The organism is Roseivivax sp. THAF30, from assembly GCF_009363575.1.
In the GTDB taxonomy this organism is placed as follows: Bacteria; Pseudomonadota; Alphaproteobacteria; order Rhodobacterales; family Rhodobacteraceae; genus Roseivivax; species Roseivivax halotolerans.
Map to the genome: position 1 here is coordinate 31,261 of NZ_CP045390.1, position 16,588 is coordinate 47,848.

The 16,588-nt window shown below is 56.7% G+C and carries 14 protein-coding genes, 4 pseudogenes and 1 other annotated feature; of the genes and pseudogenes, 9 read left to right on the forward strand and 9 right to left on the reverse strand.

From position 1 onward, the window contains the following. The first annotated feature begins 311 nt into the window (after positions 1–311). A protein-coding gene (locus tag FIU91_RS18730; protein ID WP_254702124.1) for an IS3 family transposase occupies positions 312–1,576 on the forward strand; the annotation gives its coding sequence in 2 pieces (ribosomal slippage) (positions 312–642 and positions 642–1,576; 1,266 coding nt in all). Beyond that, positions 629–745 (forward strand) — a sequence feature (AL1L pseudoknot). Its footprint overlaps the gene before it by 117 nt. A 148-nt stretch (positions 1,577–1,724) precedes the next feature. Here the strand turns inward: FIU91_RS18730 and FIU91_RS18735 are convergent. Beyond that, complete coding sequence (locus FIU91_RS18735) at positions 1,725–2,108, reverse strand: transposase (RefSeq protein ID WP_093014998.1); 384 nt, start codon at positions 2,106–2,108, stop codon at positions 1,725–1,727. Between the two features lie 91 nt (positions 2,109–2,199). On the opposite strand from FIU91_RS18735, the gene FIU91_RS19740 reads away from it, so the two are divergent. After that, complete coding sequence (locus FIU91_RS19740) at positions 2,200–2,334, forward strand: hypothetical protein (RefSeq protein WP_256371899.1); 135 nt, start codon at positions 2,200–2,202, stop codon at positions 2,332–2,334. Positions 2,335–2,729: 395 nt separating this feature from the next. On the opposite strand, the gene FIU91_RS18740 is transcribed toward FIU91_RS19740, so the two are convergent. The 4 genes and pseudogenes from FIU91_RS18740 to FIU91_RS18755 all read right to left on the reverse strand — a co-directional run. Further along, entirely contained in the window at positions 2,730–4,310 is a 1,581-nt protein-coding gene (locus FIU91_RS18740) for an ATP-binding protein (RefSeq protein WP_152456140.1), read from the reverse strand. Between the two features lie 809 nt (positions 4,311–5,119). Then, positions 5,120–6,052, reverse strand: a pseudogene (locus tag FIU91_RS18745) (IS3 family transposase); the annotation flags it as partial. An 11-nt stretch (positions 6,053–6,063) separates the two neighbouring features. Next, positions 6,064–7,425 (reverse strand): annotated as a pseudogene (locus FIU91_RS18750) (IS110 family transposase). Positions 7,426–7,652: 227 nt separating this feature from the next. Then, a pseudogene (locus FIU91_RS18755) lies at positions 7,653–7,889 on the reverse strand (transposase); the annotation flags it as partial. 17 nt (positions 7,890–7,906) lie between these two features. Here FIU91_RS18755 and FIU91_RS18760 point away from each other — a divergent pair. Further along, a complete protein-coding gene (locus FIU91_RS18760) occupies positions 7,907–8,902 on the forward strand; it encodes an ArdC family protein (RefSeq protein ID WP_152456142.1) in 996 nt (331 codons plus the stop codon). Beyond that, positions 8,899–9,171: a hypothetical protein gene (locus FIU91_RS18765; protein ID WP_152456144.1), complete on the forward strand. Its 273-nt coding sequence runs from the start codon at positions 8,899–8,901 to the stop codon at positions 9,169–9,171. Before FIU91_RS18760 ends, FIU91_RS18765 begins: the two co-directional genes overlap by 4 nt. Positions 9,172–9,302: 131 nt before the next feature. On the opposite strand, the gene FIU91_RS18770 is transcribed toward FIU91_RS18765, so the two are convergent. Further along, positions 9,303–10,130, reverse strand: coding sequence for a YdiY family protein (locus tag FIU91_RS18770; RefSeq protein WP_152456146.1), 828 nt, complete (start codon positions 10,128–10,130; stop codon positions 9,303–9,305). A gap of 289 nt (positions 10,131–10,419) precedes the next feature. Here FIU91_RS18770 and FIU91_RS18775 point away from each other — a divergent pair, with 289 nt between their 5' ends. After that, positions 10,420–11,370: a LysR family transcriptional regulator gene (locus FIU91_RS18775; protein WP_152456148.1), complete on the forward strand. Its 951-nt coding sequence runs from the start codon at positions 10,420–10,422 to the stop codon at positions 11,368–11,370. Positions 11,371–11,488: 118 nt separating this feature from the next. On the opposite strand, the gene FIU91_RS18780 is transcribed toward FIU91_RS18775, so the two are convergent. Beyond that, a complete protein-coding gene (locus tag FIU91_RS18780) occupies positions 11,489–12,664 on the reverse strand; it encodes an IS5 family transposase (RefSeq protein WP_152463805.1) in 1,176 nt (391 codons plus the stop codon). Positions 12,665–12,819: 155 nt separating this feature from the next. Between FIU91_RS18780 and FIU91_RS18785 the strand changes: the two genes are divergently transcribed. The 3 genes from FIU91_RS18785 to FIU91_RS18795 all read left to right on the forward strand — a co-directional run bounded on the left by FIU91_RS18785 (position 12,820) and on the right by FIU91_RS18795 (position 14,952). Then, positions 12,820–13,275 (forward strand): hypothetical protein, encoded by a 456-nt coding sequence (locus tag FIU91_RS18785; RefSeq protein ID WP_152456152.1) that lies wholly within the window; start codon positions 12,820–12,822, stop codon positions 13,273–13,275. A gap of 81 nt (positions 13,276–13,356) precedes the next feature. Next, entirely contained in the window at positions 13,357–13,896 is a 540-nt protein-coding gene (locus FIU91_RS18790; RefSeq protein WP_172975067.1) for a cell wall hydrolase, read from the forward strand. A 66-nt stretch (positions 13,897–13,962) separates the two neighbouring features. Beyond that, the gene (locus FIU91_RS18795) at positions 13,963–14,952 is read left to right on the forward strand and encodes a YihY/virulence factor BrkB family protein (RefSeq protein ID WP_152456156.1); all 990 of its coding nucleotides are present in this window, start codon (positions 13,963–13,965) and stop codon (positions 14,950–14,952) included. Positions 14,953–15,133: 181 nt separating this feature from the next. On the opposite strand, the gene FIU91_RS18800 is transcribed toward FIU91_RS18795, so the two are convergent. Then, the gene (locus FIU91_RS18800) at positions 15,134–15,535 is read right to left on the reverse strand and encodes a VOC family protein (RefSeq protein WP_152456158.1); all 402 of its coding nucleotides are present in this window, start codon (positions 15,533–15,535) and stop codon (positions 15,134–15,136) included. Between the two features lie 161 nt (positions 15,536–15,696). Between FIU91_RS18800 and FIU91_RS18805 the strand changes: the two are divergent. Further along, positions 15,697–15,843, forward strand: a pseudogene (locus tag FIU91_RS18805) (IS3 family transposase); the annotation flags it as partial. An 11-nt stretch (positions 15,844–15,854) separates the two neighbouring features. Here FIU91_RS18805 and FIU91_RS18810 read toward each other — a convergent pair. After that, positions 15,855–16,169 (reverse strand): hypothetical protein, encoded by a 315-nt coding sequence (locus FIU91_RS18810; protein ID WP_152463806.1) that lies wholly within the window; start codon positions 16,167–16,169, stop codon positions 15,855–15,857. Between the last annotated feature and the right edge of the window lie 419 nt (positions 16,170–16,588).

The following is a 16,588-nucleotide window of genomic DNA, read 5'->3' on the forward strand; positions in this document are numbered from 1 at the left end:
AAGTGGGCCGCAACACTGAATGTCCTGGCAAAACAAAGCCCTATCAAGGGCTCAAGGCGAGACCTTGTTAAAAGTGCAGTCGAACGGACTTCCGTTAATCCAAACCCACCGCGGCGGTGGACATAGATCGTGGCTCGGCATCTTTCCAGCCGCTTCAGTCCGGCGGGCAGCACCAGCGCTCAATCGAGAAAGAGTCCCGCTGCTCGGTCGTTTACATGCTCCAGTTCAAGGCTGAGGGGTCTTCCCGGAACGCAAAGTGAACCGCGCCGGGTCTGCCGGAGGCTCCAACTCTTGAGTAGACTGGAGCCATCATGAGCAAGACAACGAACAAGTTCTCCCCTGAGGTCCGCGAGCGCGCAGTGCGCATGGTCCTCGACAATCCGGGTCAGCATGGATCGCGCTGGCAGGCGATCACCTCGGTGGCCGCGAAGATCGGTTGTTCCGCGAACACGTTGAACAGCTGGGTCAAGAAGGCCGAGGTCGACAGCGGGCAGCGCGCGGGCATCTCGAGCGACATGGCCGAGAAGATGAAGGCGCTCGAGCGGGAGAACCGGGAGCTGCGCCAGGCGAACGAGATCCTCCGCAAGGGCGAGACATTGTCCGCCATTGGTCCGAGGACAATGTCGAGCGCATATTTTGCCCAGGCGGAGCTCGACCGCCGGTCGAAGTGATGGTGTCGTTCATCGATGCTCATCGTGCGGAGCACGGGGTCGAGCCGATCTGCAAGGTGCTGCCGATCGCCCCTTCCACCTACTACGATCACTTGGCGAAGCGGGCAGAACCTGCCCGAAGGTCGGCGCGTGCCAAACGGGACGCGGCTCTGCGCCCCGAGATCCACCGCGTGTTCGACGAGAACTGGCAGGTCTACGGTGTCCGCAAGGTCTGGCGGCAGCTCGGGCGCGAGGGGATCACTGTCGCCCGCTGCACCGTGGCCAGGCTGATGAAGGATATGGGCCTTCAGGGCATCATTCGCGGCAAGCCACATCGCACGACGGTGCCGGACAAGAAGGCGCCATGTCCGCTCGACAAGGTGAATCGGCAGTTCCGCGTGCCCGCGCCGAACAGGCTCTGGGTCAGCGACTTTACCTACGTGGCCACCTGGAAAGGGTTCGCTTACGTCGCCTTCGTCATCGATGCTTACGCCAGACGCATCGTGGGCTGGAGGGTCAGCACATCGGCCCATGCGGGCTTTGTTCTCGATGCGCTGGAGCAGGCGGTCCATGAGCGCCGGCCGGCGAAGGGCATGGGACTGATCCACCACTCGGATCGCGGATCCCAATACCTGTCCATAAAGTATTCCGAGCGTTTGGGCGAGGCCGGTATCGAGCCCTCTGTCGGAAGCGTCGGAGACAGCTATGACAACGCTCTCGCGGAGACCATCAACGGCCTGTTCAAGGCGGAGGTCATCCACCGCCGCGGCCCTTGGCGCAGTTTCGAGGCCGTCGAATACGCGACGCTCGAATGGGTCGACTGGTTCAATACCCGCCGCCTGCTCCAGCCCATCGGGAACATCCCGCCCGCCGAAGCCGAAGAAGAATACTACGCAGCTCTGGAAGCCGATGCCGTCGCCGCGTAACTAACGAAAATCAGCCTCCGGCAGACCCGGCGCGGTTCAGGCTCCTTGCGCAGCTCGTTCTTCACCAGAGCCGCCAACCCGTCATGCCCCTTGCCGAAGTCCACCGGTCTGGTGGCGACCAGGATCCGCACCCGGTTCGACGGGAAGATCATGCCGGAGCTGCCAACGCACGCACGATTGCGGCAATCCGTTCCGCGGAGGCCCCAGCCTCGAGCCGGATCGTCACCGCTCCCATGATGATCTCGGCAGGTCCGGAGGCGGGGGCCGCCTTCTCGAGGGCCGGTGGCGCGACAAGCATCGTGGCAAACTCGACCTCATCATCCGGCGCAGGCAGCACCAGCTTGCCCTGACGCGCCATCGTTCGCCATGAGGAAACATGGTTCGCCTGAATGCCATGTGTTCGCGCCACCGCTGCAACACTCGCCCCCGGCCGCAAAGTCTCCGCTACGATCCGGGCCTTCACCTCAGCCGGCCACTTCCGGTTCCGCCGACGGCTTCCACCAACCGTGAGAACCTCCAATGTAGCATCCATGGAGAGACTCCTTCCCATTTGACCCTGAAGGAGCCGATCTCAGATCTGGCCGGGCGCAGGAAGGTGGGGAGAAAACACCGGTTACGGACAAATGAAGACGATGCCCGTCTCTTACGTCGTGCGGATCAACTCACTCGCCTGCTGTGCTGTGGTAGGCGTCTGTCGCGTCGTCGAGTGCCTCACGCAGCCCTGGATCATCAACCTCGAGCTTCGCGGCTTCCCTTAGGATCGATGCGATCGCACGGCGAAGTGTCCTGATTTTCTCTTCCTGTGTCATGCCGCGTAGAGATAGCGCGACCTGTCGCCGAGCAAGTCGCTGCACGGGTCAACCTACATTTAAGGTCTTTACTTGGACACCCTCTCTGCCCTAGGGTTGAACGACATACTACGCACAACAACCTAAGCGCTCAAAAGTTGGCTATTGAATTGCTAACTTTTGGGCGTTCTTTTTTGTCCTGTCGATCTGTGGCAACTTCGTGCCGAGGCTGGGCTCATGAAAGTCAGAAGGGCTTTCAGCGGGGACATTGTTTTCCCAGGATATGAAGAGTTATCCCCGCACCCCACTTACCACAACGTTCGTAATGATGATCGACAGGAGTGCAGCTTTTTCGATCTGGCTTCTCACTCCACCTCGGGCAGTTCGACGTAGAACGTTGTTCCAACCCCGATTTCGCTGTCGAACGATATGCTACCGTGGTGTTGGTCGACGATCGCCTTGACGATGCTCATACCAAGCCCTGTTCCGCCACCAAAGCGGTAGGACGTCTCGCCCGCCTTTGTAAAGCGATCATACAAGACTGGTCGGATCCTCTCAGGAATTCCCTGTCCCCTATCCTTGACCCAGAAACCGGCGCGGTCCGGGAGCAGCCCCAACTCAACCAATCCGCCTTTCGGCGACGCCTTTATTGCATTGGTGACGAGGTTCACCGTCAGCTGCAGGAGCATCGCTTCTATGCCTCGAACAACGTAATCTGCACGGTTCACCTTCGGCGTTGAGATCTGCACGTCATTGTCTTCCGCAAATCGCTGAGTGTCGAACACACAGGATTCCAGGAGCAAGCTGAGGCTGATCTCCTCGAACTGTACTTCTTTGGACTGCGCCGAAAGCCTTCCTGCGTCCAAGATGGAGCGGGTCAATGCTTCAAGGCGGTCTGAGCTTCGCGCAGCGCTCGTCAGGAGCTGCTTTGCATCAGATGAAAGATCGGCCGTATACAGCTCCAGCAGGCGCAAAGCGCCTTTCAAGGTCGTGATTGGCGTTTTCAACTCATGACTGGCGGCTGCAATCGCATTATCGCGCTCCGCGTCTGCTCGGCTGCGCGACGTCGCATCGCGGATGACCGCTAGGTAGCCGATCCTATCCCCGCTCGAGGAATCCATTGGAGCAGAATGCGTCTCTCCCACTACGATTCGGCCTGACTTGTGCATGTAGTCGACCATCATCGGCGCGCTCTTGCCCGACACCTCTTGGTTGTAGGCGCGCTGTCCGGCCTCTTCGTAGGCATCGAGACTTGCGTAGAGCGCCGAGCTTTTCCGACCTTCCAGGTCGGAGGACGGATATCCGAACATGTTTTCTGCGGCAGGATTGACCGCAACGATTTCCCGATGCTTATTCGCAAAGACCATGGCATCAGGCATGGCTTCCAAAATCGCCTCGAGAAGCATCGTTTTGTTCTCGAGGTCGTGCTTCTCGAGCTCCAGCTCCCATTCCTTGGAAATCCACTTTCCGAAAAATCTGACAAGCTCCAACTCTTTGTCGCTGAAAGGCTGCTGACGGGGCGAGGCGCACGAGAAGTTCAGGGTGCCGCGTGCTTTCCCATGCACCTTCAAAGGTACGCCAATGTAGCTTTCCAGACCGAAGTCCGCGTAGCAGGGGTGCGTCTTTATCGCGGACGCGCCGACATGGTGAAACGCCGTAACGTCGCGGGCCTCGAGCGTATGCACACAGTAAGTGCCCGACAGATCAAACGAGGTTCCCACGGTCGGGGCATCACCCAGACCGAAGCTGAACCGTACGACATAACGCTCATCAGTGATCTTGCTGATGATCCCGAGAGACAGATCCAAGGCCTCACAACCAACCCTCAAAAGCTTTTTCGCCTTCGAGGCAAAATCCATTTCTGGATCGGCGGCGAGCAAATAAAGCTGCCTCAGCGCGTCATCGATATCGCGTGCGCTTTCTGCATACCAAGATTTCGCCAGCATAGCCTGTCACCCTTCTTCGAAACGCGGCCTAAAGATCATCCACGACTTCGCGAGAGTGTCACGTTCACGTCTCCGAACCGCCCGCTGATGTAGTCAGAGTGTTGCGCTTATGTTTGGAGCATCGCGGCACTACAGACCTCGATCCTGCAGCCTGTTCGCTTCGTCTACGAACCATGCTCGTAGTTTTGGCAGATGCCCTGCACGCGCCGCTGCTCTCAGCCGAAAATCCTTGCCCTCAAGGAAGGCCCAAAGCTGGCGTAGTCATCCTCGGTAAATCGCTTGCGCGTCTCGGCTATGGCAAAATCATCAAGATCATCGAGCCACTCTCTCACAAGAGCCCTGACCATTCCCTCCGCGACAGCCATTTCGCACCCCAGTCTTTTGCAACGCCGCAATGGAATATCCGCAAAGACGTGCGCTGCGCAAAGGTTTTCTCAAGCCGCCCACCGCCCATTGGCTGCTGGGGGCTCCAGCCATGACGTGTTGCAGGTACTTTAAGGAGTTTTCCTCGGTCACGGTACGGTTCGCTGCAGAGCGTAAGGCTGCTCACCGCCTTGAGAATTGTCTTCGGCGTCAATCTCTGACAGCAGCCAATAGCGCGATGCGAGGTCTGCAAGCTGTTCGTTGCTGCGCGATGTCGCATCTAATTTTGCGACTGGCTCAATCGAGGCGAGAAGGGAGCGGCGAGATGCCTTCGGAAGCACCGAAACCGTTCAGATGTGCAAACTGCGGTTTGAAAACAAAAAGGCACTTAGCGAGTGCGCGTAAAGGATGTTCTAGATGCGGCACACTGAATAGCCCCGAATTTCTTAGACGCCCTCGTTCCTCAGTTTCTGCTGCCGCTCGAACTCGAGAGGCGACAGCATTCCGTTCCGCGCGTGCTTGCGCTTCGGGTTGTAGAACATCTCGATGTAGTCGAACACGTCTCGCCTGGCTTCCTCTCGTGTGCGGTAGCTGCGCCGCCTGATACTCTCGCGCTTGAGCAGGTTGAAGAAGCTTTCGGCGACGGCGTTATCGTGGCAGTTGCCTCGACGGCTCATGGAGTACTCGAGGTCATGGGTTTTCAGGAAAGCGGCCCAGTCCATGCTGGTGAACTGACTTCCCTGATCGGAGTGGATCAGCACCTTAGCCTTCGGCTTCCTCCGCCATGTGGCCATGAGCAGAGCCTGGAGCACGACGTCGGTCGTCTGGCGCGACTGCATGGACCATCCGACCACGCGCCGAGAGAACAGGTCTATTATGACAGCGAGGTAGGCGAAGCCTTCCTGGGTGCGGATGTAGGTGATGTCGGTTACCCAGACCTTATCCGGCGCCTCCACGTCGAATTGCCGATCCAGAGTGTTGTCGACCACGACCGAGGGTTTGCCACCATACTTCCCGGGTCGGCGCTTGTAGCCGATCTGTGCTGTGATCCCGGCCAGCCTGGCCAGGCGCGCGACGCGGTTCAGGCAGACGTCTTCGCCCTGTTCTAGAAGATCGTCGTGAAGTTTGCGGTGCCCATAGACCTTGCCGCTTTCGACCCAGGCCTCCTTCAGCAGTTCGGTCTGGCGGGCGTCTTCCTGGGCACGCTTGCGGGGCGGCGCCTTCATCCACGCATAGAAGCCACTCGGCTGGATGCGCAGGCAACGGCACATGGCCCGGACGGAGAACTGCCCGCGATGCTCGGCCACGAACGCGTATCTCACTTTGCATCCCTGGCGAAATACGCGCTCGGCATTGTCCTTGGACCAATGGCGGACAAGCCTCGCCCTTCCTAAGAAACAGCCTGCTGTTCTGGCATGGGCGCCAAGGCGTAACCCAGTATCCTGGCGCGCCGCTGGAGATTTGAGAGAACACGTTGCCTGTGTCGCTCACCATAGGCTGCGGCGCCCTGATCCTGATAAGTCATTCCATGCCGGATGGCGTTGTAGAACAGGACGGCGATCTTGCGGGCGGTCGCCGTCACCGCCTTCTGCTTTCCGATCCGCGCCGAGAGACGGCGATAGAAGGCGCCCAGAGCGGTGTCGCTGCTTCCGATGGTTGTGGCGGCCAATCGCAACAGGGCCGCCGCCCGGCTCGAGGAGCGCCGCGTCTTCGACGACAGAAGCTTGCCCCCGGAGATCTTGTTGCCGGGTGCCAGGCAGAGCTAGGATGTGAAGTGCTTTGCCGTCTTCCACGCGCGCAGATCAGTGCCGCACTCAGCCACCAGCTTTAGCGCCAGCGAAGGACCAAGGCTATGTATCTGGGTCAGGTCGGTTCCCAATACCCCGTAGAGTGCTGCTCGCACGTCGAAGGCCGGTGCATTGACTTGCCTACCTTTGATCCGGGCCTTCGGCAGCGGCGGCCGATCGTCCCCTCCCTTGACTGAGAGGGCGGCAACAGCCGCCTCCAGCCGCTGATCACATTCCTCGATCTTGGCTTTGTAGAAGTCGTAAAGGTCAAGCGACTGCGCCAGAGCGAAGACATGTTCCGCTCGGTCATTGCCCACAAGTGCTGCCCGGATTGTCTCCGGCGAGGATTTGCATCGCACATCGCGGTAATCGGCCAGCACGTCCGTATCGCGCTCACCCGCGACGATGGCGCGAATGATCTTCATGCCGGTCGCGCCGGTGATGTCGGAGACGACATGGTGCAGCTGTAAGTTCATCTCCATCAGCGCCTTCTGCATGTGTTGAATATGCGCGGCCGCATACTCTGTGAGACGTTCGCGCTGGCGCATGTAAGCACGCAGGGTTGCGATCTCGGCTTCGGGGCGGAAACTACCACGCAGCAGGCCGTAGGAATGCAACTGGCGCAGCCATTCTGCATCGCTGACATCAGTTTTGCGGCCGGGCACGTTCTTGGCATAACGGGCGTTCACCAGGATCACCTCGAAGCCTCGGGCCTCGAGGATCTCGAACGCCGGGATCCAGTAGACGCCGGTGGATTCCATGGCCAAGCTGGTGACGCCGCAAGACCGGAACCAGTCGGCGAGGTCGTGCAGATCCAGGGTGAACGTGCCGAAGGCGCGCACTGGCATGTCACAGCTGGATGGGTTTACCGCTGCCATGTGCATCGTCAAGCCGATGTCGATCGCGGCCGCATTGGGATTGACCATCTTCAGGTCCGGGTGGTCGCCGGTCGTAAGTCTGGGCATGACATCTCCTCGGTTCAGAACGAAGGGCGTGGGCCATGCAAGTTCGTCATCTTCCTATCCGGGATCGCCGCGAGCGCGCCGTCACCACTCTCAAGTGCGCATCAGCCCATGTGCCACGTTTTTAACGGGGTTCAGCCCACCAATAAGCCATCGGCAACTGCCCTTCGCTAAGAGCTTAGCACAAGCTGTTGCTACCGCGCACAGGCGGGCTGTGGCCCAAAACGGTTTTTTAGGATGTCACGCTCCTCCGAGACCCGCGCCAGCTCCTTCTTCAGGCGCCGGATCTCGGTGTCCTTCTCCGCCTCACCAGACGACGCCTGCGCGAACTTCTTCTTCCATGCGTAGAGCGAATACGGACTGACCCCGAGACGCTCCGATACTTCCCTGACCGGGTAGCCCCGCTCGGTGATCTGCGCGACCGCGTCCCGCTTGAACTCATCGCTGAACTTGCTGCTGCTCATCATGGCCTCCTTGCCTCAAAATTAGCGAAGAAGGCGTCTACGATACACGGGGCTATTCAACACGGGGCTATTCAGAGGATGTTTATGACCGCATAACGAACCGCATTATCGAGAGCCTGGAAGCCGGTGTCCGGCCTTGGCTGAAACCCTGGAACGCGGAACATGCCGCAGGTAGGATCACACGCCCCCTTCGCCACAACGGACAGCCCTATTCCGGGATCAACGTGTTCATGCTTTGGATGGAAGCCGAAGCTGCCGGATATACCGCGCCGATCTGGATGACCTTCCGCCAGGCCCGCGAGCTCGGCGGGCATGTCCGTAAGGGCGAGAAAGGCGCTTTGGTCGTCTACGCTAACAAGATCACTAAGACCGAGACCGATGAAGAAACCGGCGAGGATGCCGAGCGCACCATTCCGTTCATGAAGGGCTATACCGTCTTCAACGTCGAGCAGATCGACGAGCTGCCGCCGCATTACTACGCCAAGGCTGCTGAGCCGACCCTCGATCCGGTCGAGCGCATCGCGCCCGTCGAGGACTTCCTTGCGCATACCGGCGCTGACCTGACTCATGGCGGGAACCGGGCCTTCTACATGCCGTCGCAGGACCGTATCCAGATGCCCCCGTTCGAGTTCTTCCGCGATCCTGAAAGCTACTACGCCACGTTGCTGCATGAGACCGTGCACTGGACGAAGCATCCGAAGCGTCTCGACCGTGAATTTGGTCGCAAGCGTTGGGGCGACGAAGGCTATGCCATGGAAGAGCTGGTCGCAGAGATCGGCTCGGCCTTCCTGTCGGCTGATCTTGGGATCACCCCCGACATCCGTGATGATCATGCCAGTTATATCGCGTCCTGGCTCAAGGTCTTGAAGAACGACAAGCGCGCGATCTTCGCCGCGTCTGGTCATGCGCAGCGCGCGGCAACCTTCTTGCACGAGCTGCAACCAACACCGCCGGAGCCGGAGCTCGATGACGGGCTCGACCGCCGCACTGCCCCGAGCGGAGTGCAGCCATCATGAGCTGGCGCATCGAAGACCACCCGGATGGTGGTTTGCAGATCACGCATCTGGCCTCACCGCGCTTCACAGCGCGGTGGACAACCGGTGCGTTCCCGATCGACCAGGTGCGCGAGGGAGCGTTTTTCTGGACGGATGAGGGCGGCGCGCCCGAGGACAGCATACACTTGTATGATTTAGCGTGGGACCAGTGGCCAGAGCAGCAAAAGATGCATGCTCTCATGGAAGAAGCCGTCATTATGATCGAGCGGCATATCATAGGTATGGCGTGATAGGCTTATCACTCATGACATGTCGCCAAAAAGGACAGACTATACCACCACCGGAGTATAATTCTCGACACTGAAAAGTGATAGAAGGAAAAAAGGCGGGCCATTTGGCCCGCCAGGTGCTCGGTTAAACCTTAATTTAAACTATAAACCAGAGATACACCGAGGGAATTATCCGTATCATCGAAACCAGGCTGTGGATCTGTGTGATACTCAGTCGCGAGGCTTGTACGAAGCGCTAGACTTTCGCTCATTGCAACGTTCACGCCAAATTCGTTTACAATGACGGTATCTGAATCTGAGCCAATGATATCTGTATCGTTGGTTAAGAAAGTGGTATCGTTGATATTGTACGCATAATTCGACGATACGCTGATAGCGGCTTCGTCAAAATCTGCGTCAAGCGCGTTGTCCAACGTTGTCACACGATATCCTGGACCAGCTTGGACAGACCACTGTACTTGAGATGTATCGATGATGCGATATCCAAGACCAAAGCCAAGGAATGTGTCACTTTCGAATGCGGAGAATTCATCGACCGTGCCCTGCAATTTTGCAAAGCCGTAGGTGCGATCCGTGAAGGTGCGATTGTACTCGAAATCGTAGAACAAGCTTTCTTCTGTCGTGGATCCATTATCTTCGCTGTAGGAATAGTTCAGTTGTAGCCCATAACCATTCTGGCCATCGAAGTAACCAAGATTAGCGCCGATGCCAACGTTGCTGGTATCGGTATTACCACTTGATGCGGTAGCACGTAGCGCGACAGATCCGTCGAAGCCAAGCTTACGACCTTCATTCCCAAACCGGTCAAGATCGCGGTCGAAATCGTCGTCGATATCATCCCGCAGGTCTTCGTTTCGGTTTTCAGCGATGTCAGTATTGCTAAAAACCGTCTGCGCGATGGCCGGCGCTGTGAAGGCGACACTGCTAGCTGCAATTATAGAGACGTTTAGAATTCTCATATGGTTGGCCTTTCTCCTTAGAGATGTCCGGAGTGATCTGAGATCTCAGATGCATTGAGTCAGATTTCGAAGGAGGTGTAGAGATACGTGAAAACTTCTCCGAAAGTTGTGACTGTATTTCACATCCAATTTTGTTCTCGAAGCACTCCTCGACAATGGGTTTCGGACGCTTTTGGCCCCTTCGTTTGCGAGTGCTTAAGCAACCTCTAAGCAAGTGTGAAATTTATAATATTTGTGCTTGCAACAAGTTCTGGAAATGAGTCGTGTAGGGTGTTAGGGGCTTCTGACTATGGATATTTCCCTGATCAGAACCTTTCTTGAGGTCGCATCCACAGGCTCTTTTGGTCACGCCTCAGAGCGTCTGTTCGTGACACAGTCAGCCATCAGTTTGCGTGTGAAGCGTTTGGAAGATCTCTTGGGCCAAGAGCTTTTCGTGCGCTCTAAGGCGGGCGCTTCGCTAACGTCCGCCGGTGAGGAGTTCGAAGGCTATGCGCTGAGCTTGCTCAAGATCTGGGAGGAATCGCGTCAGCAAATCGCACTTCCCAAGGGGTACACAGACGCGCTCAGTATCGGAGGGCAGTATTCTCTCTGGCCCCGCCTGGGCTTCCGGTGGCTGGATCGTTTGCGGAAGTGCCGTAAGGATCTGAGTTTGAAGGCAGAGGTTGGCATGCCCGACCGTCTCACGCGCTATCTGTTAGAAGGTCAGGTTCAGATTGCATTAATGTACACGCCACAGCTCCGGCCTGGGCTGACGGTGAAGCCCGTCATGGCAGAAGAGCTCGTCATGGTGGCTTCGTGGCCGGAGCCCACACTGGACACCCTTAATGACCGTTACGCGTTCGTCGATTGGGGGCCCGAGTTCGTGCAGGCACACGCTTTACACTTGCCTGCACTAACCAATCCAGGGCTCACGCTCTCAACCGGTGCTCTCGCCGGCGACTTTATCCAAAATCGGTCCTTGGCCGCGTATTTGCCAGCCAGATACGTGAAATCACTCGTGGACGAGGGGGCGCTTCACTACGTTGCGGATGCGCCAGCCTTCCCGTTCCCGATATGGTCGGTCTGGCGTGACGATCTTGATGAGAACATCGCCCGCTTGGCAGAGCGCGAGCTCAAGGCGACAATAAAAATTGCTGAGACCGATCAAGAAGATGTTCTCGATGCCCTCGAAGAACTAAGCGAAGATGGCGTGGTCGAGACGCTTGGCGATTTCTTGGACAGCGAAGAGGATAGTGAGTAGCAGTTAACAGGCTGCTGAAGAAGTCGTGCTGGCAGGACGTTGTCCCGGCGGCAAAGATCGGAAGGCGGCTCTCCGCGGTCGTCGGGCTCGGGTCCGGAGGCTCCTTTCGTCCTGCCCGTTAGGCCAGGAGCTTCGGTAATCTGGCCAGATTGCAGGCCGCCATGGTCATCGTGAACTGCGCGCGGACCCTGTCGAGGCCGCGGTGAACGGTCTGGGCCATGCCACCCACCGTCTTGGCCCAGCCGAAGGGTTCTTCGATCTTCTTCCGGCACCGCTGTGATAGAGCGTAACCGGGATGCTGCGTGGTCCGCCCGTCGATGGCTGAATGCCGGGCCTTCTGTGCGACATGCGGCGTCACGACCATGCGCCTGAGCTCGGCGACGAAGTCGGCGCTGTCGTAACCCTTGTCCGCCCCGAGCGTCAGGCGCCGGGCCGAACCCGGAGAGTGGCGATTGATCATCTCGAGCGCCGCCTTCCGCTCGCCACGGCCATCGGCGTAGGTCAGGTCGGCCTGCACCACGAGGCCGTTGCGGTTCTCCATCAGCGTATGCCCCATGAAGCAGAGCATCGCCGCGGCGCCCGGCGCCTTCTTGTAAAGGCGCGCATCCGGGTCCGTGACCGAAGCATGGGTGGCGTTCGAGCGCTTCTCTCCCCGGAAGTTCACCTCGGCGTTGCGGCTCTGGCGGGGCGTATCGGTCATCGGCTGGGTCTCGGTCTGCTGGGGCTGGTCGGTGTCCGTGGAGGTTTCGTCGGCGGGTGGTGACGGCGGCCCGCCGGGACTGCCGTCTTGTGGCGGCGGCGGGCTGTCCTTCGGCTGGAAGCTCTTCATCGAGGCCCACGCCTTGATCAGGGTGCCGTCGACCGAGAAGTGCTCGTCCGACAGCAGCGGCTTGACCGAAGGGTGCCCCAGGATCGCGGCCATGATCTTGCGCGACATGTCGGTGGTCAGCAGCCGGTCGCGGTTCTTGGTGAACACCGTGGGGACCCAGACCGGGTCGTCGATGCCGAGACCGATGAACCACCGGAACAGCAGGTTGTAGTCCATCTGCTCCATCAGCTGTCGCTCCGAGCGGATCCAGAACAGGATCTGGAGAAGGCTCGCGCGGATCAGGCGCTCCGGCGCGATGGAGGGGCGGCCGAAGTCGGTGTAGAGTCCGTCAAACTCGGCATCGAGGCTCGCCAGCGCGTCATTGACGATCTGCCGGATCTTGCGAAGTGGATGACCCGCCGGGACCCGCTCCTCAAGATCAACATAGCTGAACAGCGACCCGATCGCCTCGTCTGTCCCGCGCATCGCCACCCCCGCCGCCGCGCCAAAGGTGAATCATGTTCTCGAAACCGCGTCGAGCCCGGCCTTTTTCAGCAGCCTGTTGATATAAGCGATTATCATCTCAAGCATTTAAGTTATTCGTTTCACAAATACATATAGCCCTTGCTAGTGCAATCTCTATGCAAGATCGATCATGTAAAGACGTTCCGGAGAGCGAAGCTCCGCCGGAAGACAAGCCCTATATTGAAGAATTACGCAGTAAAGACAGACGCCGCTGCTTTGGTTTCAAGGTCGGCGGCTCACTGGTCGGACCTACTGCTATGGTGGCCTGTCAGGCTGTTTTGGCTCGCCAAGTATATCAGCGCTTGCTGCTCATTCCTTCACTCAACCGTCTAAGAGGACAACTTTACCTGGTCGCCTGGGAAGAGCTTGACGATGCTCAGAACTTTGCGGCTCTTAAGGCGGACCTTGGCATTACCAAGCCCGTAGACCGGAGTCTTGCTTTGCCCATGAGGGATCTCAATAACATTCCAGATACAGAGGCGGATGCGATCATTCGACAAGGATACTGGCAAGTGCTCAGGCTTTGCGCAGACCTTGGTATGATTGATGGACGTGGTGTGCCCTCTAGCTGAAGCATCCTACACACAAAAATAGCGATGACGATGAAACGGAACGTGAACTTGCAAATTAGAGTACGAAAATGGCCAACAGCCATGCTTACAATTTTCCTGCTGTGTGTGGTGTCGACGCCATTAGATGCAGAAAACGCATCGATCTCGGAAGAAACCGTAGGCCAAACCTATCAAGAAATTAGTGAGCGCTTTACTCGGAAGTGGGCTAAGACACTACGCCCGCTTGAGGACCCCGACCCCGATGTGGATTGCCTCGCAGAGGCACTCTACTTTGAAGCGCGGGGAGAACCCGTGCGAGGGCAAATTGCCGTTGGGGAAGTTATACTCAATCGTGTGGAAAATTCAGGCTTCCCAGAAACGGTATGTGATGTGATCTATCAGGGTGTCGATTTCGATCACGGCTGTCAGTTTAGCTACGCTTGTGATGGTCTGCCTGAGGCAATAGACGACAAGACATCACATGACATCGCGCTCCGGCTCGCAGCATTTTTAATGCGTGAACCGGAGCGGCATTTTGCGAAGGGCGCGCTCTTCTATCACGCTCTTTATGTGTCACCGAATTGGACAACCGGTTTGGAGCGGCTGGCCAAAATTGGGAATCATATTTTCTTTCGACCATGATTCGTGGTGTGGAAAGAATTTTATTCCTAATCATACATGTGCATGCATATAACCGGAAGGGCTGGCATGACCAATTCTGACTATCGGTTGGGTCGACGTGCGCGGCGACCGCGTGAAATACCACCATTAGGATGGCGAGATATAGCACTTCGGCTCTATCGCAAGATTGGCGACGATCACGTAGTGGTTGTGTCAGCTGGCGTGGCTTTCTTTGGTTTGTTAGCCATTTTCCCCGCGCTGACTGCCTTAATCTCGATCGCCGGCATTATCCTGGAGCCAAATGACGTTTATGGATATTTGGATGAAATTTCAAATATTCTACCTCCGGAAGCTGCAGGTATTATCCGTGACCAAGCTCAGCAGGTCGCCTCGCAAGAAGATTTCGGGGTAGGCATTGCTGCTATATTCGGTCTCTTACTCGCATTGTACGGTGCGTCACGAGGCTTGAAGACCCTCATCGAGGGTATGAACATCGCCTACGCTGAAACAGAAGCCCGCAATATTTTTTGGCTATCTATAGTGGCTTTTTGTCTTACTGCACTACTCGTAGTTGGAGCGGTTACAGCAATTGTTTTTACGATCGTTGTTCCAGGAGTTCTCGATCATTTGGGCTTATCGAGTTTCACAGTGGCACTTGTCACGTTTGGACGTTGGCCAATACTTGCTATTTTTACTGTTTCCGGATTGGCTGTCGTCTACCGCTATGGACCATCAAGACGGAATCCAAAATGGCGGTGGGTCTATCCTGGTGCATGTCTCGCAACAGTACTCTGGATCATTTCCTCGATAATATTTTCAATTTATGTGAGGAACTTCGGAGGATATAACGAGACGTATGGTGCACTAGGGGGCGCCATCATCTTACTGACATGGCTATGGGTATCCTCTTTCATCATCCTACTTGGAGCAGAGCTTAATGCTGAGATGGAGCACCAAACCCGAGAGGATACCACCGTTGGCCGCGATCGCTCTGAAGGCAAACGTGGCGCAATAAAGGCCGATACAGTTGGTGAAAACGTTGCCTCAAAATTGGAGCATAGTGAAACGAAAGAATGAATAAATTTCGGACCAAGAAATGCAATTTGGGGGATGGCCGTAAACGGGGGGCCTAGACAACATATAAGTGGGCCTCTGGTAGCTGAGGGATTTAGGCGAGCCGTAACATAAAGTCCGTCAGTATCCGCAGTGTGATACGGGATAGACTTGCTCGAAATTAATGCATGCCCGGATAGTGTAATCAGTTGTGCAGCTCATCCTTTATCTCGATGAGCTGGATCAAATTTCCACAGGTGTCGTCGATCACCGCTATGCGGACTGATCCTGCGTCGACAGGTGTCTGTACAAATATCACATCAAGATCGCGAAGCCTTTTATACTCAATATCGAGATCTTCCACCTCAAACGAATGCGCAGGGATTCCGTCAGCGACAAGCGCCCTCTTGTAAGTTGGAATTGCCGCGTGGGAACTGGGTTCTAACAAGAGTTCAGGCCCGTCAGGTTGCTCGGTTGATACGACCGTCAGCCAACGATGCTCCCCGAGCGGAATATCGTTCTGCACCTTGAACCCAAGAACATCGACGTAGAATTGCTCTGCCTTGTCCTGGTCATCCACAAAGACGCTCGTCACGTAGATTTTCATCGCCTGCTCCCTTTTTTATCTGTTTGGCATGATGATAGCAGACATTCATGCGCTGCGCAGCATCACGCGCATTCGACTCGAAGAGGTCCTTCGTCGCGTGCTGTCCGAACGACCGCTGTCGGCTTACCGTAGGATTTCACACTCTCCCGCAAACGCCCCATAGTTTCGAGGCCGTCGGATTTGCGACACTCGAATGGGTCGACTGATTCAATACCTGACGCCTGCTCGAGCCAATCGGGAATATCCCGCCCGCCAAAGGCGAAGAAGAATACTACGCAGCTCTGGAAGTCGATGCCGTCGCCGCGTAACTAACGAAAATCTACCTCCGGCAGACCCGGCGCGGTTCAGTTTCCCAAAACCATTTGCGAATTCTGCCGACTCGGTTTGACGGTGCTGAAATGGGCACATCCGGCAGCAGATCAATATTAGCATTCATATACTCCCAAAGCTGCACTGAGACGTCTAGGTCAACATCTTTCCACTTCAGAGCCTTTTTTGCGAGATCCGGTTGAGTATCAATCCAATCAAGCAATCCACCTCGTATGTCATTGTCCGACATCGGGATAGCTTTGCGGATGGAAGCAAAAGCTTCTGCACATTGAGCTGCACCGATAGTTCGCAAATCGTCGGCCAACCTGTGTGATCGCGACGCGCAGTCCGCCCAGGCAACTGATCCTAGAATACCCAATCTACCGTTCGTGTGACGTGTCCATTTCAGAGCAGAAAGACACACTTCCACCGCTTCAGTTCGGTTCTCAGCTCGATCAAGTACATGTTCAACTTTTCGCAACTCTGTCGGGTGTTCTCGCGACAGCACTTCTCTGAGGGACGTTTCCATTCCTCTACTTTATCAGTTTACACGCTTGCGGCATAGAAAATAGAAATCTGGCTCGCGATTAGGTGACAATAATAGGGTGCGATCTGCCGAAAGTCCAACCGATTCACCAAAGCTGTCTGCGCACGTATTACAGAAAGAAGCCGTTGGTGACTGCCGCAGCATTTTTAAATTTAAGTCCTTCGACAGCTTTCGCTGCAGAATGTTGGATGAACGAG